The sequence below is a fragment of the Gracilibacillus thailandensis genome, from assembly GCF_010994055.1.
Classification (GTDB): Bacteria; Bacillota; Bacilli; order Bacillales; family Amphibacillaceae; genus Gracilibacillus; species Gracilibacillus lacisalsi.
This window is the reverse complement of the sequence record NZ_WJID01000043.1, coordinates 38,850-58,697: the sequence shown is the minus strand read 5'-3', so window position 1 is coordinate 58,697 and position 19,848 is coordinate 38,850. Positions and strand designations below refer to the sequence as shown.

Sequence of the window (19,848 nt, the reverse complement as noted above, 5' to 3'; positions counted from 1 at the left end):
CAAGACTCGCTACAAGTGAATGGCTAGTTCTTACTTGGCGGGAATCCCACCCGCTATATGTTACGACCTATGCTCGGCCGCACCTGAAGGGCAAACCCCACGGAAAGGGAAGTGGGCAGCCGGAGTGGTAGTTATCATCACAATATATGTCAAAATTATCTCTTCATGCAGTGCGAATACGGGAAAAGAGCAAATCCATATCTAAGTTACTTCGCAGTTTATGAATTTTGCGTAGGTTTTCTAGATTTTCTTTATAAAATAGATAATCCTTTGCACGTTTAGCAAAGGATTATCTATACTTATGGGTATAAACGGTTTAATAGTCTTGGGAACGGTATTGTTTCTCTAACGTGTTCAACACCACTGATCCATGCAACAGTTCGTTCTAATCCCAATCCGAATCCAGCATGTGGTACACTACCGTATTTACGTAAATCTAGGTACCATTGATAAGCATCTCCTGAAAGGTTATGCTCTTCATAACGTTGTTTCATTAACGACAGATCATCAATTCTCGCAGATCCACCAATGATTTCACCATAACCCTCTGGTGCAATTAAGTCAGCACATAACACAACATCTTCACGCTCAGGATCAGGTTTCATATAAAAAGCTTTAATATCTTTCGGATAGTGGGTAATAAACACTGGTTGATCAAAGCTTTCAGCAATAGCAGTCTCATGTGGAGCACCAAAGTCTTCTCCCCATTCGATATCAGTAAATCCTTTTTCCTTTAACATTTCAATAGCTTTATCATAGGTGATACGCGGAAATGGTGCTTTGACTTTTTCAAGAGCGTCTAGATTTCTCTCCAATGTTTTAAGCTCCAATGTACAATTTTTCAACACGGATTCAATAATAAAGTGTACATAATTTTCCTGTATTTCTAAGCTTTCTTCATGTGTTACAAAAGCCATTTCAGGTTCAATCATCCAAAATTCAATTAAGTGTCTTCTTGTTTTTGATTTCTCGGCTCTGAATGTTGGACCAAATGAGAATACACGTCCTAGTGCCATAGCTGCTGCTTCCATATATAATTGACCACTTTGAGACAGATAAGCCTCTTCGTCAAAATATTGGGTATGAAATAACTCAGTCGTGCCTTCAGCAGCTGAACCAGTTAAAATTGGCGGATCAACTTTAACAAAACCTTCCTTTTGGAAAAATTGATAAGTTGCTTGGATGATTTGATCCCTAATTTTCATAATGGCATGTTGTTTCTTAGATCGCAACCATAAATGCCGGTGATCCATTAAGAATTCTGTACCGTGTTCTTTCGGTGTAATCGGATAATCTGTTGCTTCATGGATAACCTCTATTTCTTTCACTTGCATTTCATATCCAAATGGTGATCGAGTATCCTCTACAATCGTTCCCGTAACATACAACGATGATTCCTGGGTGATCGACTTTGCCAATTGGAAAGTTTCTTCTGATACTTCAGCTTTTACGACTACTCCTTGAATGAAGCCAGTACCATCACGCAATTGTAGAAAAGCGATTTTACCACTGGAACGTTTATTGGCAAGCCAAACACCGATGGTCACCTCTTGATTAAGATAATTTGCTACCTGATTAATTGTTGTTTTCATAAAAATCCTCCACTATCGTTCGTACTTATTGGTGATTTTCAACAAATCGTTTAACCCGATTTGCTGCTTCTTCTAGTTGTTCTAATGAAATAGCATAGGAAAGACGAACATTATTTGGTGCACCAAATCCTGAGCCTGGAACTAATGCTACTTTTTCTTCTTCTAATAAAGCTGTAACCCAATCGTCGACCGTATCGAAGCCATTCATTTCCACTGCTTTCTTCACATTTGGGAACAGATAGAAAGCTCCTTTTGGTTTTACACATTCGATTCCTGGTATAGCCACTAACCATTCATATAATTTTTCTAGTCGTTCACTAAATGCTTCACGCATATCGGTTACTGGATTTTGTGAGCCTCTGTAAGCTGCTTCTGCTGCTACTTGTGCAATCGACGTTGGATTTGATGTAGAATGTGATGCTAAATTGGACATTGCTTTAATAAGTTGTTTGTTCCCAACAGCATAACCAATTCTCCATCCTGTCATTGAATGTGACTTGGAAACTCCGTTAATGATAACAGTCTGTTCTTTTAATTTTGGTGAAATCTCTGCAACAGATACATGTTTTGTTGCTGTATAGGTTAATTTTTCATAAATTTCATCTGAAACGATTAAAATATTATGCTTGAGGCATACTTCACCTAAAGCTTCTAATTCTTCTTTCTCATACATAACACCTGTTGGGTTACTAGGAGAATTGATGATAACTGCTTTTGTTTTCTCTGTTATAGCATTTTCTAATTGTTCCGGTGTTAATTTAAATTCATTTTCTTCTTGTGCATCTACAAATACCGGTTTACCTTCTGCTAATTTAATTTGTTCAGGATAACTTACCCAGTATGGTGCTGGAACAATCACTTCATCTTCTTTATTGAGTAACACTTGAAATAAAGTGTATAGTGCATGTTTTGCACCAATTGTTACAATAATTTGGTCAAGATCGTAGGCTAATCCTTGATCTTGCTGCATTTTTTTCTGAATAGCCTGCTTTAATTCAATCGTTCCTCCGGCTGGAGTATATTTAGTAAAACCTTCATACATGGCTTTAGATGCTGCTTCTAAAATGTGTTCTGGTGTATTAAAATCAGGTTCTCCTGCACCTAAACCAATCACATCATGTCCTGCTTGTCTTAATTCTTTAGCTTTTGCTGTAATAGCAAGCGTTGATGATGGAGTTAATGTTTGTACTCTGTTTGCTAATTCCATACTCTTTAATCACCTTTCTATTATTGAAATGATGGCTTTAAAGTTAATCGATAGTGCGTTTTGTCCTCTAGTAATACATGTTCATACACCAGTCTATCTGATGTATCAAGGTATTTAATTTCGAGAACAGGATAGCCACTATCTAATCCAATTGTTGAACCTAACAACTCACATGATGTACATCGATCACGCCATTCGGATAAGAGAATATCTTCAGCATAAAGGGATTCTTTATTATAAATATCATATTCCCATTCCTCTTCCGGCTGATACATATATACTAACGTGGCTTGATTATCATTCGTTTCACCATCTACCACATAGTATAATTGATCGCCATGAAATCGTTCAATACTATGTATCACATCTAGTGAAGTATTATCCAATGCTAAAGTTCTCACCTCATCAAAATGTTCTGTTTTACTATTTATTACGTCTTGGTAAAGCGAAATAAAATAGTACGAAGCGATCAATAAAAAGATAAAAATTATTGATACAAAAATCCATAATTTACTGCGTTCGATAAATGGTAAAGATTGCTTTTTCATCATTATCCTCACTTAGTGTTAATCCAAACATAAGATTTTCTTCTTTCAACGTTCGATTTAGACTATCGACAATTTTATACAAATCGTCCGCATATGTCAGCTGAACAGTAGACAGTGTAGTAATTTTTGAATGGCTTATTTAAGACACCTCCAACAGATATAAGATAGGGAAAGCGATGATCTCTTTCCCTATTGTGTAAAAAGACATTCTTTTATTTATTTTGATAGACTTTGATCAATTTTTCAACTGAAAACATGGTATATTTTAAAATATATATGGTTATTTAAGAAGGTAACAGGCTGACTGAACTATTTTCCGTAAGAATTTCGTAGTCATCCTTATTTAATCGGACAAATACGGTACCAGACTGTTTTAAAAAGTAAACATCAATCCAAGTTGCGTTTAACCGCTCAATTAATGATTCATTAATCTTATGTGTTTGACTTGGAAAAATGATACTCATATATGGATCGATATGTTCCAGAAAGTTTTGGGACGGTGAATGTCCACTACCGAAAGCAGCTACTTTTAATATATCTACATCAACGGTCTGCTCAATTAATTTTTGTTCAATGGTCGTTTCTTTGTCATTCAAAAACAAAATGGACTCTTTTCCATATCGCATTAAAAAAGAAATATCTCCATCCTTAGTTTCATCCAACGGACGGATATTTACATCTTCCCAGAGAGAAAACTCTTCGTTAAGCTTCCAAGTTTCAACCTCGACAGCTTCTAAAAATTCCACATTCATGTTCGAAGGAATGATTAGTTTTTCGACTTGATAATGTTCCAAAAAATACAATAAATTTCCTGTATATTCTTCTGATTGGTTTGTTACAACAATCGTGTCAATTTTGTCGACATGTAGTTTACTTAATTGCTGATATAATGTTTTTTGACTACGTTTAGAAGCTGTATTCACTAAAATGTGCTCACCGTTATGATTCGTTAATAAACTTGCTTCACCGTGTGGTACATTAAAAAATATGATGTCTAATTCATCAGTATTTAATTTTGGTATATCAGGTATAGCTAGTAACGTCGGACTAACCAATAATAATATGGAGCAGAACAAATGTTTTATCATTAGGAAACCTACCTCTTTGATTTTTGATTATACATGTAGGTTTTCACAAATACGGAAGTTTATCATAGCCATTTTTTACTTACACGATTTAGTAAGTCTTGCATGGTTTCATAATGAATAGGAATGTCAGGTATTGATTGAATAAATGTCTTACCATACCGTTTGGTCATGATTCTTTCATCAAAGACAAAAATCATACCATGATCTGTATCTTTTCGTATTAGTCTGCCAAATCCTTGTTTGAATTGCAATACCGCTTGTGGTAAAGCTAATTCCATAAACGGATTCATTCCTTTTGATTTAAAATAATCTGCTTTTTTTATATATACTGGATCTTGTGGTGACTGAAAAGGTAGCTTCACAATGATTAAGCACGACAAATCATTACCTGGAATGTCAATGCCCTGCCAATAAGCATTTGTACCTAACAGAATCGATTTTTCAAATGCTTGAAATTGTTTAATTAATCGATTCCTGCTGCCTGTCGAAACACCTTGCCCAATAATCATATAGTCCATTAACAGATCTGTTTCTTTTAAAATAAAATAGCTTTTTCGCAACATGTCATACGAAGTAAACAGTACTAACATTCTCCCCTTCGTCTTCTCGGCAATCGAAATAATCGCTTCATTAATCGCAAAGATAAAGTCGTCATTATTAGGATATTGTATAGCCGGAAGATCGTTAGGTATCATAAGCTCTACATGGTTCTGATAGTCAAAATGATGTTCAACAATATACTCTTTCGTATGCTCCGTATCAAGCCCTAGTCTTTCTTTTATATATCGGAATGATTGGTTCATGGTTAGAGTAGCACTAATTAATATAATCGATTGCTTTTCCCGAAATAAATAAGATTGTAATATATTCTTAACTGAAAATGGTTCGTGCTGAATAAATACAGCATTCTCTGCACCTTGTTGATCAATTTCCAGCCATGTAACAGCTTCCTGTTTTTCTTCAATCAATAGCTGACGAAGCAGTTCTTCTACGTGTAAGATTTGTTCCTTCTCATCCGTTATATCTTCTGGGAATAATTGTGCTAAATCTTTGATTACCATGATTGTTCGATAAACGCTGTCAACAAGTTCTATTTGTTCATCATGGTTCCAAACAGTTTTTAAACGCCCTACATCTGTAACATTTTTCTGTTTTTTATTCTGTTCTTTGACATATTGATATAACTGACGGAATAATATATCTGTTTCATATTTAACCGTATCTATAGATTGTTGAAGACTTGTACTTTTAACATCACTTTTTTCCAACTGTTGATAAAAGTGAGTTAATTCAAAATAGCTTAAAGAATCTCCAAGATAATTGGTTGCCATTTGTTCCAGTTGATGTGCTTCATCAATAATTAATCTTTGATACGCAGGCAGAATGGGCTTATCTGCTAACATGTCAATTGCTAACAGAGAATGGTTGGTGACTATGATCGAAGCTTCTGTTGCTGTTTTTATCATTCTTTGATAGAAACAATAATCCTTCCACATTTCATTCGCTTTTTCGTTATTGACAACAATTTGATAAAAAACAGGGTGTTTTTCAACCGGAAATTGTATTTCATCTAAATCACCTGTCGTTGTTTCCGTAAGCCAGACGATAATCATCGCTTTTAGCAATATATCCTGATAAGAACGATAATTAGAATCATGAAAGAATTGCTCGAAATTTTGTAAGCTTAAATAATGACTTTTTCCTTTCATAATAGCTGTTCGAACCGGTAAATCTAGTTTTGCTAAATCTTGATCGATTAATTGAGACTGTAAGTTAGTATTAGTTGTACTAATCACTACTTTATTATGGTGATTTAGTGCTTCATAAACAGCCGGAATTAAATATCCAATGGTTTTCCCGACACCTGTTTCCGCTTCGATAAGTGCATGCTCATTCATTCGAAAATGATCATATATCTTTTCACTAATGAAGACTTGTGCGTTTCGTTTCTCGTATCGGACATAGGCTTGTGCAAGTTTGCCATGATCACCATATATTTCATCTAAATATGCAGAAAAGTCTTGCGAAATATAAGCTTCTTCTTCCTTTATTTCTTCTTGTTTCTTTAAAGAAAAACCTCTAATTTCTTCTATATCTGTGCGAATCGCTTGTTGATCTAATGACTCACACAATATAGCAAAATCTGTACGTAAAGGGTGAGATATTGATAACATTTGCTGGATGACATTCTCCGGTAAGCTTTGCAATTTGTTTATTAGCATAATTAGTAAATCAGCTGTTACCAGTGCATCTGATATCGCCCGATGTGGATTAGCATGACTGATCATTAAATATTCAGCTAATTCATTTAATTTATAGCTAGGTGCTTTTGGTAATAAAATTCTTGCTAGTTCGACCGTATCGACAACATAAGGGTGAATTTTGAATTCACCTACTCGTTCAAGCTCTTCATTTAAAAAAGTTAAGTCAAATGGTACATTGTGTGCCACTAAAATAGCATTATCCAGTAAACCTTTAAACTCGGGAACAATTTCAGCGAATACAGGTTGTGTTTCCACATCTTCATCAGTTATAGAAGTTAATTGTGAAATAAAGGTTGGAATAGGTTGTTCTGGATTAACTAGTTGATTATACTGTTGTGTAATTTGGTTGTTTTCGATTACTACTAAAGCTATTTCAATTATTCGGTCACCTTTTGATGCGGATTGTCCAGTAGTTTCGACATCTATTACAACAAATTTTTGCAAAGGATCATCCCCGATACTTGATATTACATTTCCATTTATTATTAGCAACTTCTGACAAATAAATATATAAACATTCGCTTGACCATAGTTCACACTAGATAAAAACTGCGAAGTAATGTGGTAATTAGATGTGCGGTCACCTAAGCGATAATTTTGAAATATATTGTGATGATAACTACCACTTCGGCTGCCCACTTCCCTTTCCGTGGGGTTTGCCCTTCAGCTAACTTTTTCAAGCAAAAACCGCTCGAAAAAGTGGATCTTCAGGCCAAACAGTTCCCACAGGAGTGGAAGTGGGCGGCCTTCGTTAAGCTATTCTCCACAACACTAATCCGAAATCAACCAATCGATTTCCCCACCATATGTAGTTCCGGAAGTGTCGCATTATCCACATCTTAGTATACAATTCTGATCAAGTGACAAGAAATTCAAAGAATTTAGTTCCATGAGTTCTATCCTTTCTATAATCAGAGCACAACAATAGCGGAGTATTCTGCCGGAGCGGTTTGCATGTACTCTCTAATTGAAGAATAGCAGAGAGCAATTCCTTTTCCTCGTTACTGCGCAGTATATAGATGCAGTATATAGATACTGTACATCGTTAGTTGCTATTTTCAAAAAACAAACTCTTATCTTGGTGGATAAGAGTTTGTTTTCATGAAAGGCTTGATAATGGTGGTTCTTGCTCTAAGATTTCTTTTATATTGTTGTGCTCATCCATTACAGCCACTTTTGGTTTGAATTCTTTTAGCTCTTCGTCTGATATGATGCCGTATGAAACGACTATTATAATATCATCAGGCTGAACAAGACGAGCAGCTGCACCATTTAAACAAAATACCTTACTGCCTCTTTCTCCAGCAATTACATATGTCTCCAAGCGTGCTCCATTATTGTTGTTTACAATTTGCACTTTTTCATGAGGTAAAATACCTACTTTATCTAAAATTTCTTCATCAATCGTAATACTACCTACATAATTTAAGTTTGCCTCTGTTACACGTGCGCGATGAATTTTTGATTTCATCATAGTACGTAACATAATCGTTCCCCCTAAACAATTGCTTTAGGTACAGTTCCATTCTCACTTATGATAAGATTGTCAATTAACCGTGCTTTCGTAAATTGAACAGCTACAGCAATGATGACTTGTTGATCAATACTACCTATTGGCTTTAAGGATGGAAAAGTTAACAAATCTACATACTCAATTTTACCGTTTGTTTCTCTATCTAAATATTTTTTTACTTCCTCTATAATCATAACAGGATTTTTTTCACCGTCAATGATTAATTGCTGTCCTGTACATAATGCTTTATATAAGTGAGCGGCTTCTTTCCTTTCCTCTTCAGACAGGTAAACATTCCGACTGCTCTTAGCCAAACCATCTAACTCTCTTACTGTAGGCACTGCAATTAGTTTGGTACGGAAATTGAAATCATCTATAAGTCCTTTTACAACAGCAACTTGTTGTGCATCTTTGAGACCAAAAAAAGTAAAATCTGCTTTTGTTAGATGAAAAAGCTTTGTCAAAACGGTGGCAACACCGTCGAAATGGCCTGGTCGACTTTTACCACATAATACATCCGTTCGTTTCTGTACATGAAGTTTAATCGTTGCCTCCTGAGGATACATTTCGTCCACCGTAGGCAAAAATAAAATGTCGACACTATGTTGTTCAGCAATCTCTTGATCGCGTTCTTCATCTCTTGGATAGCGTTCAAAATCTTCACCTGGCCCGAACTGTAATGGGTTTACAAAAATACTTGCAATTAACACATCTGCATACTTTTTGCTCTCATCCATCAATGTAGTATGGCCTTCATGTAAATAGCCCATGGTAGGGACGAAACCGATCGTTTTATTCTCCTGTTTCAATCTGTCTGTAATAGCTATCATTTCGTTAACAGTACGTACAATTTCCACTTTTATTCCTCCAAATTCAAATCAGCAGCTAGCTGTTCACTCATAACGAATGTATGTTCTCTGCTTGGGAATTCACCGGATTTCACTTGTTTATGATACTGTTGAATCGCTGATTTAATATCTGAACCAACTTGATGATATACTTTTACGAATGAAGGCTGAAAATCTACTCCATAATGTAAAATATCATGATAAACAAGCACTTGTCCATCACAATCCTTGCCTGCTCCTATACCGATAGTTGGTATCGATAATTGTTGACTTATATGTTTGGCTAATCGATCTGGTACACATTCTAATACTACACTGAATGCTCCACTATTTTCCAACTTTTTCGCATCTTCTATTAACTGTTTAGCTGTTTCCTTATCTTTCCCTTGGATTCGATAACCACCTAACACATGAACTGATTGTGGCGTTAAACCTAAATGGCCAACTACTGGTACACCTGCTTCTGTTAGTTTCTCGATCAGCTTTAAAGTATTTGTCGAGGCACCTTCGACTTTTAACGCGTGTGCATTTGTCTGCTGCATCATTTGCTGTGCATTCTCCATTGCTTTTTCTATTGATAAGTGATAAGACATAAAAGGCATATCAATAACAGTAAATGTATTTGGGGCACCTCGTGTAACAGCTTTTCCATGATGGATCATATCTTCTACCGTAACCTCGATCGTTGATTGATAGCCTAATACGACCATCCCGAGAGAATCACCAACTAATAGCATATCAACTTCCGCTTCTTCTGCTAATTTTGCGGCTGGATAGTCATATGCTGTGATCATAGTGATTTTTTCACTGTTCTTTTTCATCTTTTGAAATTGGATTGTATTTTTCACTTTCATCACCCCTTACCATGTAATTTCTGCACTATAAATAACCTTTTCATCCTGATTGTCCTTTAGTACAACTAATGCCCCATCATCCGTTATCCCATTGACAGTAGCATCATACTCTTCTTGGTTTGTTTTTACATGGATTTTTTCATTTAATTTATAAGCGTGCTCTAACCATTTTGATTTGATTGGTTCAAAACCGGTTTGCAAATAGAACTGATAAGCTATTTCGAAATCCTGTAAAATATGCTGAATCATTTCTCGCCGATTCCATTCCTGTCCAGAAGCAATCCGAAGAGAAGTAGATTTTTCTTTTAGTTCTTCGGGAAAATCTGAAGTCAACTGATTGACATTAATTCCGAAACCAATGATTAAATACTGAATGGCTTCCAATTCTGCTTGCATTTCGGTTAAGATTCCAGAGATTTTTCTTCCATCGATAAAAAGGTCATTCGGCCATTTAATTTGGATCTTTTGTCCTGTGACTCGCTCGAGTGTGTCTACTAGGGTAACAGCTACAAATAACGTCATTTGGGATGCCTGATGTGGAGGAATGCTAGGTCTGAGAATGATACTCATCCATATTCCGCCATCATGATCAGAAACCCAGCGCCGGTCCATTCGTCCACGACCAGATAATTGTTTGCTTGTCGTAACAACCGTACCATGTTCTGCACCTTTTCTTGCTAAAGCATGCGCTAAATCCTGTGTAGACGCTAATTCTTGTCTGAAATCAATACGTTTACCCAACCAGTCTGTTTCTAATCCCCATTTAATTGTACTTTCATTGAGTTGTTCTGGCTTAGATACTAGACGATAGCCTTTTTTAGGCACTGAATCAAATTGATAGCCATCTTTTTTCAATTCATTTATATGTTTCCAAATAGCAGTACGGGATACGTCTAATTTCTCAGACAAGGCCTGTCCAGATATATATCGATCTTCTTGTTCCGCCAATATGGAAATTAATTCGTGGCGTTTATTGTTTGTCATATTGTAACCACTCTCTTATACCATTTTTATCATTTTTTATTAATTCTGAAACAACTGCCTTCTCCGTTTCAAGAAGCATGTTCTGAATCCAAGAGCCTTTAGCTCGATTAGGGAAAAAGGAAATAATATCTTGTCCATTAATCGCTAACTCACTTCTATCTTTGATTACTAAGTTCTTTTGTAACATTTTAATTTCTTCTTGCGTAAATGCATCCTTGTGAAACAACTCACACAATATGGTGAATTCTTCAATTAAATCTTCGGGTAAGCGATACAGCACCCAATTGAATGGCTCTTTTGGGTAATCTTGAACAAGTTGAACTAATAAACGGCTAGATTTTTTGATTTGATTGGATAGTTTCCACTTATTTGTCCAATCAGAAATAGCAATGTCTGATACGTTTAAATTCATATAAGCGATGAATGACGCAAAGCTTGGCAGTGGACCATGCAACGTTTGAAATGACTCTTGTATGTCACTATTTTCAGATAAAATGGGTATGTGATTGACTAAACCTGTCCGAAATAGTGATTGTTTTGCATCGTGGAAATAGGTGCCTTTTAACGTTTTTTCCCATTCTACTGCAATTCTTTCCACCGCAATTTTGTCTAGCCATTTTCTATTATCATCGATAGCTTGTAAAACTTCAGTGGCCAATTCAAATCCTAATTGACTCTGAAAACGGATTGCTCGCATCATTCTTAAAGGATCTTCTAAAAAACGCTCCTGCGCTCTTCCGACAGTACGAATCAATTTATTGTTGATGTCGGTTTGGCCATGATATGGATCAATCAACTGTAATGATTGATCCATCGCTATGGCGTTCATAGTAAAATCTCTTCTTGCAAGGTCTTCCTTTAAATCCGTAACAAAGCTTACTGCATCTGGTCTTCGAAAGTCACTATAACTTGTTTCGGTTCGAAATGTCGTCACTTCAAAGGATGTGCTTTGATAACGTACTAGTACAGTACCGTGCTCAATCCCAGTAGGTATTACCTTTGGGAATATTTTCTGTATTTGATCAGGATAAGCTGATGTTGCGATATCAATATCATCAACAGTTCTATCAAGTAGCAAATCTCTAACAGCACCACCAACAATATATGCTTGAAATCCGGAGTTTCGAATTTCTTGGACTACTTGTTGGGCTAATTTAAATAGTTCAGCTTTCATTGTTTTCACCTAACACCTCAGCATACAACGCTTCATATTGCTGTTTAATCTTATCCGATGAAAAATGTTGTACGACTCGTTCTTTTGCCTTGGCTGAAAATGAATGCCATTTATCCATATCATTAACTAACTCTAGCGTTCTTGCAGCAAAAGCATCAATATCTCCCAGTTCTTCTATATAACCTGTCACCCCGTCTTCAATAACTTCAGGAATTCCTCCAATATTGGAACCAATACAGGGAACACCGCAAGCCATTGCTTCTAATAAGACAAGTCCAAAGCTCTCTTTCTCAGATAATAGTAATTTAATATCTGCAATGGAAAGCAAACAAGGAATATTCTTCTGTTTACCAAGGAAATGGACTACATGATCCAATTGTAATTCTCGAACTAGATCATATATTCTACCGTATTCAGGACCATCGCCAATTAACAGTAGCCGAGAAGGAGTCTCTTTATACACGGTTGCAAAGGTGTGAATAACATCTTCTAACCGTTTTACTTTTCGAAAATTAGAAATATGAATCAATACTTTCTCATTTTTTTGAATCCCAAATTCTTGTTTCAATTCTTCCTTACTTTGTGCTTGGTATTCCTGTTCATTCACAAAGTTATAAATGACATGAATAGGACGCTTAATCCCTAACATCTCTTTCGTTTGGTTCACTAGGCTATGAGATACAGCGGTAACCGCATCTGACTGTTCGATACCAAATTGAATCATCTTTTTCAAACTTAGATCAATTCCCAGTACGGTAATATCTGTACCATGCAATGTCGTAACGATTTTAACTGGGTGCTTTGCCATTTGCTTTGCTAAAATAGCACAAATTGCATGTGGCACTGCATAGTGAGCATGAATAATATCTAATTCTTCCGTATCTATGACTTCTGCTACTTTCGTTGCCAAAGCTAAATCGTAAGGTGGATATTGAAAAACAGGATAATGATTTAACTCTACTTCGTGAAAATATATATTAGGATTAAATGAATTCAAACGAAATGGAACACTAGATGTAATAAAATGGATTTCATGTCCTTGTTTTGCTAGCATCTTACCTAACTCGGTCGCAATAATTCCAGATCCACCTACAGATGGATAACAGATAATTCCTATTTTTAGCATGTGGCAACCCACCTATTATTTTGTATTTAGGACTTTATATTACGCCATTCAAAAAAGCCTGCATCAAGCGCTCTTATCATGACCTCTGCTCCTCCTAAATTAGTTACAAGAGGAATTTGATAAACATCGCATAAACGCATCAGTGCACTTATATCTGGCTCATGGGGCTGAGCTGTTAATGGATCACGGAAAAATATAACAAGATCCATTTCGTTCGTGGCAATTTTTGCCCCAATTTGCTGATCGCCACCTAATGGTCCAGACTCAAAGCGTTGAATAGCTAGACCTGTTGCTTCGTTAATTCTTTTACCAGTTGTGCCTGTTGCATATAATGTATGATTTTTCAATATTGCTGAATAAGCTACCGTAAAATTAACCATATCCGTTTTCTTTTTATCATGTGCAATTAAAGCTATATTCATTTGGCTCTCTCCCTATTCAAGTATATTCTCTAATCCATAAACTAAAATATCGAGTTTCATGACATTATCAATCGCTAGTTTGACTCCTGTCATAAAGGAACTGCGGTGAAACGAATCATGTTTGATGGTGAGATTCTCTCCTGTAGAACCGAATACCACTTCTTGATGTGCAACTAAACCTGGTAAACGCATACTATGAATCCTCATACCATCGACATCAGCACCTCTTGCACCAACAATCGTTTCTTTTTCATCAGGATGACCTTGATTTTTCGTTTCTCGTACTTCTTTTATTAATGATGCTGTTTTAACTGCAGTTCCGGATGGAGCATCCAGTTTATTATCATGATGTTTTTCAATGATTTCAACATCTGGAAAATATTTAGCTGCCCATTTCGCAAATTGCATCATCAGCACCGCACCTAAAGCAAAGTTCGGTGCAATGATAACCCCAACTTCTCTTTCTTCTGCCAAATCAGTCAGCTCTTGTAATTGATCATCTGTAAAGCCAGTAGTACCGACTACTGGTCTAATACCATAATTAATGGCGGTCTTGGTATGTATATATCCAAATTCAGGTGTAGTTAGATCGACTAATACATCTGCCTCTACGGATTGAAAACATGTTTCAATATCGTTATAGATTGCAGCATCTAAATTTGGTAACTCTTCAAACTCTTTTATTTGTTTACCTTCAAATTTATGATCTAAACAAGCAACTAATTCCAAGTCTTCTTGTTTTTCAATCATTCTTAAAGCTTCGCTACCCATCTTTCCTCTAGGTCCTGCAACAATTACTTTTACTTTATTCATCGTTATCCTCCTGATTCACTATTCTTGTCCAACGATCTTTGTCTCTTGTTTCGATTTTATTCATTGTTTTTGCAAAGGCGTCACTTAAACTAATATTTTGCGAGTTAGCAAAACAAATCATCACAAAGAGAATATCTCCCAATTCTGCTTCGATCGTATTATCGTCTTCAGATTTTTTCTTTGGCTTTTCACCATAATGATGGTTTACTTCTCGTGCTAGCTCACCAATTTCCTCTGTGAAACGTGCAAGCATACTTAATGGTGAAAAATAACCTTCTTCAAATTGTGAAATATACTGATCTACTCTCTTTTGCATATCTTGCATATTTTCTTTATTATACATTTAACACCCTCCAGAGATAAAGTAAAAAGACAGATGTGTACACATCTGTCTTTCATCATATTTAATATTAATCTTCATTTGCAAGTAAAAACATCGAAGCAAAACGGATTAACTCTGCTACCGCAACGAGTGCTGCTGCAACATAGGTTAATGCTGCTGCATTTAGTACTTTTTTCGTTTGTCGTTCTTCATTATTACGGATGATTCCGGAAGAAATGAGTTGCCCCATTGCACGGTTAGAGGCATCAAATTCTACAGGTAATGTCACCAGTTGGAAAAGAACCGCAAACGACATAAAGATTACCCCAACTAGTACTAAGTCCATCATTCCTAAGAATATTCCGGCTAGGATAAAGATAAAGGACATTTTATCTCCTAGACCAGCAATCGGTACTAATGCATGGCGAAAGCGTAAAAATGCGTATGATTCAGCATCTTGTATTGCATGCCCTACTTCATGAGCAGCAATGGCTGCTGCTGCTGCTGAATAACCATGATAGTTGTCACTGGATAAACGAACTACCTTTTTGCGAGGATCATAATGATCAGACAACATACCTTTTGTTTCCTCTATATTTACATCGTATAACCCATTATCATCTAAGATCTTTCTAGCGACTTGTGCACCTGTTACCATGTTAGAATTCATGACTTGTGAATACTTTTTATAGGTGCTTTTCACTTTCGATTGTGCCCACAGTGGCACAAGAATTAATATAGCAAGATAGACAAAATATCCTAGCATTTTCATTCCTCCATCAAAAATAACATCTTTCTAAGGTCAATTTTAGTCAAACAGTGACATTATGTCAATTAAAATGTTTATACTGATTCGCCTCTGTATTTTGCCCAGGCAACATAAGATAAACTCAGGAAAATAAAACCGAATACGATAAATATTAGCCACTTAGTATAATGAGCATTTGCATTATGAAGCGTGTCAATATTAAGCTTAGAGATTTGTGAAAATGATTCTTCTAATTCCCTTTCGTTATATGATTGATGGCTATTCGTTATGACACTTAATGACTGTTGATAATCTTGATATTGTTCATCATTTAAATGCAATTTCACAACTGGGGATATTGCCTCCACATAATAGACAATCTCCTCCATTTCAGCTTGCCTTACATGCTCCTGATCTAATAGTTTATTCATTTTATTATCTAATTCATACTTCCAAGATGTCCATAATGGAGCACTATCTGAAGTCATAGCATCCCATAAAATAATGGTTTGTTGCGCTACTAACGTTTTCTTAGATTCCGTTGTTTGCTCATCTTGAAGTACATGGAGACATTTATCAATGTATTCTTTCATTACTGGTTCATATGTTCTCTTTTCTTCTGCAACTCTCTGTAAAATGGTGGTTTGATTATTCTCGATAATTTGAACCGCAACATCATAACGTTGCTCTTGTACAAGCCGTTCAAAGGTGTACATATAATGATCATGATCTTGAGCAGAAAGATCGAATGGATGAAAAGCTTGTATTACTATTGAGATGAAAAAAAATGAAAACACATAAATAATTCGCACAACTACCCCTTCTTCCATCTTTCTTTTTAAAAATGTATGAAAGATCTGTAGCAGTTATGCATTCTAATGCTATCCAATCAAAAACCCCATGAAATCGTGTTATTTAATTCATTAATATAAAAAAAGAATCATTCTCTTCAAGAAAAAAATATTTAATAATAGCACAAAATCCATAAGCTGCGCAGTAACTCTCATGAAAATCTGCACTGTCCATCCTCCCATAGAGAGTGTACTGATTACCGCTTCGGCAGAATACTGCGCTTTCCGTGGGCACGGCCTCAGCTAACTTGGTAAAGAAAACCACTTTACCAAGTGGATCTTCGGCTCGTGCTGATCCCACAGGAGTCTCCGTATTCTGCCTACGCTATTTTGGTTCTCTGATTATAGAAAGGAATGAATGCACGGATCTAAATTTTTTTGTTTTACTGCAGTTCTAATCGGCTGTAATTCTGTTACATATGGTGGAGAAATCAACTGGCTGATTTCGGATAAGTGTTGTGGAGAATACCTTAACGAAGGCCGCCCACTTCCACTCCTGTGGGACCTGTTTGACCTGAAGATCCACTTTTTCGAGCGGTTTTTGCTTGAAAAAGTTAGCTGAAGGACAAACCTCACGGAAAGGGAAGTGGGCAGCCGGAGTGGTAGTTATCATCACGATATATTTCAAAATTATCGCTTAGGTGACTGCACAGTATGATCTTATATACATTAAGTGGGCTATGGCGTTTGGTTTCATGGTTCTGGTTATAATTGTCTAATATTTTTCTTTACCGATATCTGGTAAACGGTGAAGATAGTGATAATAGATAGCCAAAAAGTAAAGTAGCCGATATGTTGTTGGTAATCAGCTAAGCTACCATAAACAGGCATCATACCATATACGTAATCGATTAACTCATTATGTAATAACCAGATGGAGGCAATCGCTAAATGGCCCAATTTAATTTTATAAAGTGGTGCATACAAAAATGCTTGAATAGCCATCGCTCCATGAGAAGCGATTAACATATACCCTTGCCAACTTAAATCTCCACTAATATAAAGAGTTAATAAGTTCATCACAACAGCCCATGTCCCATATTTAACAAGTGAAGTAAATGCTAATGCTTCAATAATTGGTACATGCTTCCCTATTAACAAAAAAAGTAAAAACAATGTAAAAAACAGACTAGCTGTTGGGCTGTCAGGTACAAAGGCAAGAAATTGTACAGGTGTATCACTTAGTTGGTTACCATACCAGAAGTATCCATAAATAGTACCTAGTAGATTCACAATGAATAAAAGAGCAATAAAATAAGGATGGAACAAAATCTTATGAATCATTATATCTTTCTCCTCTGCAATTCACTAATTTTGAATTGATTATTCTCTCATTGTGTTGGTAGAGAATAATACTACTTCAAAACAATTTACAAAAATATCGATTAAAAACCCTCGCTCAAGCGTATTTCGAGCGAGGGTTTTTATTTATTCTTCTGCTGAAGCTTCTTCGTTTACTGATACAATAAACTCAGCAAGCTGTTGTAATTCTTCTTCGGTACCTTGGAACTGATCGGCGGGCATTGAACCAACACCATTAACAGCAATATCTTTAATTTCGTCAACACTATGCTCTATGCCAATTAAACCTGGTGCAGCTCCCCCACCGGCAAGATCTCCACCATGACAATTAATACAGCTGTTCTCTTCATACAGTGCATAACCTGGAGCAGACTCATCTATTTCGACAGATGGTTGATCTTCAGGCAACTCTGGTTTATTGTTTTCTGCTTTTTCTTCCCAGTCAACGTGTGCTGCTGCTTCATACGTTAACCAGAAGACTGCAGCAAAACTAAGAAGCATTAATCCTGTTGCAATTGGTCGTTTATGTGGACGGCGCTCTTTTCCTTTGTCTAGGAATGGTGCTAAGAACAGCGCACCAAATGCAAGTCCAGGAATAACTATTGCACCCAATACAAAGAATTGAGCACTTGCAAATTTATATTTCAGTAATTGATATAAAAATAAGAAATACCAGTCTGGTAATGGTAAATAACTAGTATCAGTAGGATCAGCCATTTTCTCTAATGGTGCAGGGTGTGCAATGGTTAGACATAAGAAACCTACTAAAAATACCGCTCCTACTAACCACTCTTTTAATAAGTAATTTGGCCAAAACGCTTCTGTTCTACCAGGATATTCCGAATAATCTTTCGGAATAAACTTCTGTTTGTCAGCTGTAACACGTGAATCGCCAACAAACTTCATCCCTTTTCCTCGTTTCACTGCTATCCCTCCTTCTTTAGCTCTAGTTTATAGCGGACCAGAAATCCCTTGTTTACGGATCATGATAAAGTGAATAGCCATCAACACGAATAGTGCTGCTGGTAAGAAGAACACATGAATCGCAAAGAATCTAGCTAAAGTTTGGGCCCCGACAATAGATGGATCACCATTAAGTAATGTTTTTGCCATTTCTCCTATGAACGGAACACCTTCCGCAATTTCAAGTGTTACTACAGTTGCAAAGTATGCTTTATTGTCCCATGGTAATAGGTACCCTGTTAATCCTAATGCAAGCATAACAAAGAAAAGAAGGACACCTACCATCCAGTTAAGCTCACGTGGTTTCTTATAAGCACCTTGAAAGAAAACACGCAACGTATGTAAAAATAGCATTACAATAACTACACTCGCACCCCAGTGGTGCATACCTCTTACGATTTGTCCATGTGCTACTTCTGTTTGTAGATAATAGACAGAGCGCCATGCATTTTCAATATCTGGTACGTAATACATCGTTAAAAACATACCTGATAAAATTTGGATGACTGTTACAAAGAAAGTTAAGCCTCCAAAGCAATATACGAACGCAGAAAAATGATGTGCAGGGTTAACATGCTCTGGTACTTCGTGATCTGCAATATCTCGCCACAGCGGCGTTATGTCTACACGATCATCAATCCAGTCATAAATCTTCTGTAGCATTTATTAAGCCCCTCCTTCCTGAACCGGATTCTCTTTAACATTTCCTAGATATAATGTTCCGTCTTTTACTTCGTATTCAAATAAATCTAATGCCGCGTTTGGCGGTGTATTCGGGACATTCAAACCATTTTTGTAATAACGACCATCATGACATGGGCAGAAAAATTGATCAGGATAATCTGGATTACCAGCCCAATTTACTGCACATCCTAAGTGTTTACATGTTGGTGATAGCGCTACGATTTCATCATTCTCATCTTTGTAAACCCATGCACTGTGAGTTACGTCCGATGTATACCAAGCGTCGACTTGCTCAACGGTCCAATCAAAACGTTGAGGCTCTTCGGTAATTTCTGATACATCAACTACAGCATGCATATCTTCTCCGCCAGTAGCTTGTAAAACTGGATCAATAGCAAAGCGAACCATTGGTGCTAACATACTAGCAGCCATAAAACCGCCGACGCCTGTTAATGAATAATTTAGAAATTGACGACGGGACACTTGTTGTTTTTTCTCTGACATCATTTACCCCCCTCTACACATATTCCGACTTCATGGATTAT

Annotated in this window: 21 protein-coding genes; all 21 read right to left on the bottom strand. The window is 36.4% G+C overall.

The window, feature by feature from the left end; all coding sequences use genetic code 11:
- Positions 1-299 precede the first annotated feature (299 nt).
- The 21 genes from asnS to GH715_RS13290 all read right to left on the bottom strand — a co-directional run bounded on the left by asnS (position 300) and on the right by GH715_RS13290 (position 19,807).
- Positions 300-1,592 carry an asparagine--tRNA ligase gene (asnS, locus tag GH715_RS13390; protein WP_153836475.1) on the bottom strand — a complete coding sequence of 431 codons (1,293 nt, stop codon included), beginning with the start codon at positions 1,590-1,592 and terminating at the stop codon, positions 300-302.
- Between the two features lie 25 nt (positions 1,593-1,617).
- Positions 1,618-2,799 carry a pyridoxal phosphate-dependent aminotransferase gene (locus GH715_RS13385; RefSeq protein ID WP_153836476.1) on the bottom strand — a complete coding sequence of 394 codons (1,182 nt, stop codon included), beginning with the start codon at positions 2,797-2,799 and terminating at the stop codon, positions 1,618-1,620.
- Between the two features lie 20 nt (positions 2,800-2,819).
- Entirely contained in the window at positions 2,820-3,347 is a 528-nt protein-coding gene (locus GH715_RS13380; protein WP_153836477.1) for a cell wall elongation regulator TseB-like domain-containing protein, read from the bottom strand.
- A complete protein-coding gene (locus tag GH715_RS13375; protein ID WP_083939071.1) occupies positions 3,310-3,486 on the bottom strand; it encodes a YpmA family protein in 177 nt (58 codons plus the stop codon). The genes GH715_RS13380 and GH715_RS13375 overlap by 38 nt, the downstream gene beginning before the upstream one ends.
- A gap of 145 nt (positions 3,487-3,631) precedes the next feature.
- Positions 3,632-4,435, bottom strand: coding sequence for a ComEC/Rec2 family competence protein (locus GH715_RS13370; protein WP_153836478.1), 804 nt, complete (start codon positions 4,433-4,435; stop codon positions 3,632-3,634).
- Positions 4,436-4,497: 62 nt separating this feature from the next.
- A complete protein-coding gene (dinG, locus tag GH715_RS13365) occupies positions 4,498-7,338 on the bottom strand; it encodes an ATP-dependent DNA helicase DinG (protein WP_240469392.1) in 2,841 nt (946 codons plus the stop codon).
- 460 nt (positions 7,339-7,798) lie between these two features.
- Entirely contained in the window at positions 7,799-8,185 is a 387-nt protein-coding gene (gene panD / locus GH715_RS13360; protein ID WP_153836480.1) for an aspartate 1-decarboxylase, read from the bottom strand.
- An 11-nt stretch (positions 8,186-8,196) separates the two neighbouring features.
- The gene (gene panC / locus GH715_RS13355; protein WP_163578656.1) at positions 8,197-9,069 is read right to left on the bottom strand and encodes a pantoate--beta-alanine ligase; all 873 of its coding nucleotides are present in this window, start codon (positions 9,067-9,069) and stop codon (positions 8,197-8,199) included.
- Positions 9,070-9,071: 2 nt separating this feature from the next.
- Positions 9,072-9,908, bottom strand: coding sequence for a 3-methyl-2-oxobutanoate hydroxymethyltransferase (gene panB, locus GH715_RS13350; RefSeq protein ID WP_163578655.1), 837 nt, complete (start codon positions 9,906-9,908; stop codon positions 9,072-9,074).
- 12 nt (positions 9,909-9,920) lie between these two features.
- Positions 9,921-10,898: a biotin--[acetyl-CoA-carboxylase] ligase gene (locus GH715_RS13345; protein WP_153836482.1), complete on the bottom strand. Its 978-nt coding sequence runs from the start codon at positions 10,896-10,898 to the stop codon at positions 9,921-9,923.
- Positions 10,885-12,072 (bottom strand): CCA tRNA nucleotidyltransferase, encoded by a 1,188-nt coding sequence (locus tag GH715_RS13340; RefSeq protein WP_153836483.1) that lies wholly within the window; start codon positions 12,070-12,072, stop codon positions 10,885-10,887. The genes GH715_RS13345 and GH715_RS13340 overlap by 14 nt, the downstream gene beginning before the upstream one ends.
- Positions 12,062-13,198: an N-acetyl-alpha-D-glucosaminyl L-malate synthase BshA gene (gene bshA / locus GH715_RS13335; protein WP_153836484.1), complete on the bottom strand. Its 1,137-nt coding sequence runs from the start codon at positions 13,196-13,198 to the stop codon at positions 12,062-12,064. The genes GH715_RS13340 and bshA overlap by 11 nt, the downstream gene beginning before the upstream one ends.
- A gap of 26 nt (positions 13,199-13,224) precedes the next feature.
- Positions 13,225-13,620, bottom strand: a complete 396-nt coding sequence (mgsA, locus tag GH715_RS13330; protein ID WP_018933730.1) for a methylglyoxal synthase — start codon at positions 13,618-13,620, stop codon at positions 13,225-13,227.
- A 12-nt stretch (positions 13,621-13,632) separates the two neighbouring features.
- On the bottom strand, positions 13,633-14,433 hold the full coding sequence (dapB, locus tag GH715_RS13325; protein ID WP_153836485.1) for a 4-hydroxy-tetrahydrodipicolinate reductase: 801 nt from the start codon (positions 14,431-14,433) through the stop codon (positions 13,633-13,635).
- Positions 14,426-14,776 (bottom strand): nucleotide pyrophosphohydrolase, encoded by a 351-nt coding sequence (locus GH715_RS13320; RefSeq protein WP_153836486.1) that lies wholly within the window; start codon positions 14,774-14,776, stop codon positions 14,426-14,428. Before GH715_RS13320 ends, dapB begins: the two co-directional genes overlap by 8 nt.
- 67 nt (positions 14,777-14,843) lie before the next feature.
- Positions 14,844-15,521, bottom strand: a complete 678-nt coding sequence (locus GH715_RS13315; RefSeq protein ID WP_153836487.1) for a zinc metallopeptidase — start codon at positions 15,519-15,521, stop codon at positions 14,844-14,846.
- A gap of 77 nt (positions 15,522-15,598) precedes the next feature.
- Positions 15,599-16,300 (bottom strand): sporulation protein YpjB, encoded by a 702-nt coding sequence (locus GH715_RS13310; protein ID WP_163578653.1) that lies wholly within the window; start codon positions 16,298-16,300, stop codon positions 15,599-15,601.
- Positions 16,301-17,059: 759 nt separating this feature from the next.
- Complete coding sequence (gene lhaT, locus GH715_RS13305) at positions 17,060-17,638, bottom strand: lipoprotein heptaprenylglyceryl N-acetyltransferase LhaT (RefSeq protein WP_153836489.1); 579 nt, start codon at positions 17,636-17,638, stop codon at positions 17,060-17,062.
- Positions 17,639-17,782: 144 nt separating this feature from the next.
- A complete protein-coding gene (locus tag GH715_RS13300; protein ID WP_163578652.1) occupies positions 17,783-18,580 on the bottom strand; it encodes a menaquinol-cytochrome c reductase cytochrome b/c subunit in 798 nt (265 codons plus the stop codon).
- Between the two features lie 27 nt (positions 18,581-18,607).
- Positions 18,608-19,282: a menaquinol-cytochrome c reductase cytochrome b subunit gene (qcrB, locus tag GH715_RS13295; RefSeq protein ID WP_018933723.1), complete on the bottom strand. Its 675-nt coding sequence runs from the start codon at positions 19,280-19,282 to the stop codon at positions 18,608-18,610.
- 3 nt (positions 19,283-19,285) lie between these two features.
- Positions 19,286-19,807, bottom strand: a complete 522-nt coding sequence (locus tag GH715_RS13290) for a QcrA and Rieske domain-containing protein (protein WP_153836490.1) — start codon at positions 19,805-19,807, stop codon at positions 19,286-19,288.
- Positions 19,808-19,848 lie beyond the last annotated feature (41 nt).

Excerpts from the sequence above, each read along its gene's own strand:
- panD (WP_153836480.1), bottom strand. The coding sequence starts at position 8,185 with ATGTTACGTACTATGATGAAATCAAAAATTCATCGCGCACGTGTAACA.
- GH715_RS13370 (WP_153836478.1), bottom strand. The coding sequence starts at position 4,435 with ATGATAAAACATTTGTTCTGCTCCATATTATTATTGGTTAGTCCGACG.
- GH715_RS13385 (WP_153836476.1), bottom strand. The coding sequence starts at position 2,799 with ATGGAATTAGCAAACAGAGTACAAACATTAACTCCATCATCAACGCTT.
- qcrB (WP_018933723.1), bottom strand. The coding sequence starts at position 19,282 with ATGCTACAGAAGATTTATGACTGGATTGATGATCGTGTAGACATAACG.
- GH715_RS13290 (WP_153836490.1), bottom strand. The coding sequence starts at position 19,807 with ATGTCAGAGAAAAAACAACAAGTGTCCCGTCGTCAATTTCTAAATTAT.
- GH715_RS13340 (WP_153836483.1), bottom strand. The coding sequence starts at position 12,072 with ATGAAAGCTGAACTATTTAAATTAGCCCAACAAGTAGTCCAAGAAATT.
- lhaT (WP_153836489.1), bottom strand. The coding sequence starts at position 17,638 with ATGATTCATAAGATTTTGTTCCATCCTTATTTTATTGCTCTTTTATTC.
- GH715_RS13380 (WP_153836477.1), bottom strand. The coding sequence starts at position 3,347 with ATGAAAAAGCAATCTTTACCATTTATCGAACGCAGTAAATTATGGATT.
- mgsA (WP_018933730.1), bottom strand. The coding sequence starts at position 13,620 with ATGAATATAGCTTTAATTGCACATGATAAAAAGAAAACGGATATGGTT.
- GH715_RS13345 (WP_153836482.1), bottom strand. The coding sequence starts at position 10,898 with ATGACAAACAATAAACGCCACGAATTAATTTCCATATTGGCGGAACAA.
- asnS (WP_153836475.1), bottom strand. The coding sequence starts at position 1,592 with ATGAAAACAACAATTAATCAGGTAGCAAATTATCTTAATCAAGAGGTG.
- GH715_RS13320 (WP_153836486.1), bottom strand. The coding sequence starts at position 14,776 with ATGTATAATAAAGAAAATATGCAAGATATGCAAAAGAGAGTAGATCAG.
- GH715_RS13315 (WP_153836487.1), bottom strand. The coding sequence starts at position 15,521 with ATGCTAGGATATTTTGTCTATCTTGCTATATTAATTCTTGTGCCACTG.
- bshA (WP_153836484.1), bottom strand. The coding sequence starts at position 13,198 with ATGCTAAAAATAGGAATTATCTGTTATCCATCTGTAGGTGGATCTGGA.
- dapB (WP_153836485.1), bottom strand. The coding sequence starts at position 14,433 with ATGAATAAAGTAAAAGTAATTGTTGCAGGACCTAGAGGAAAGATGGGT.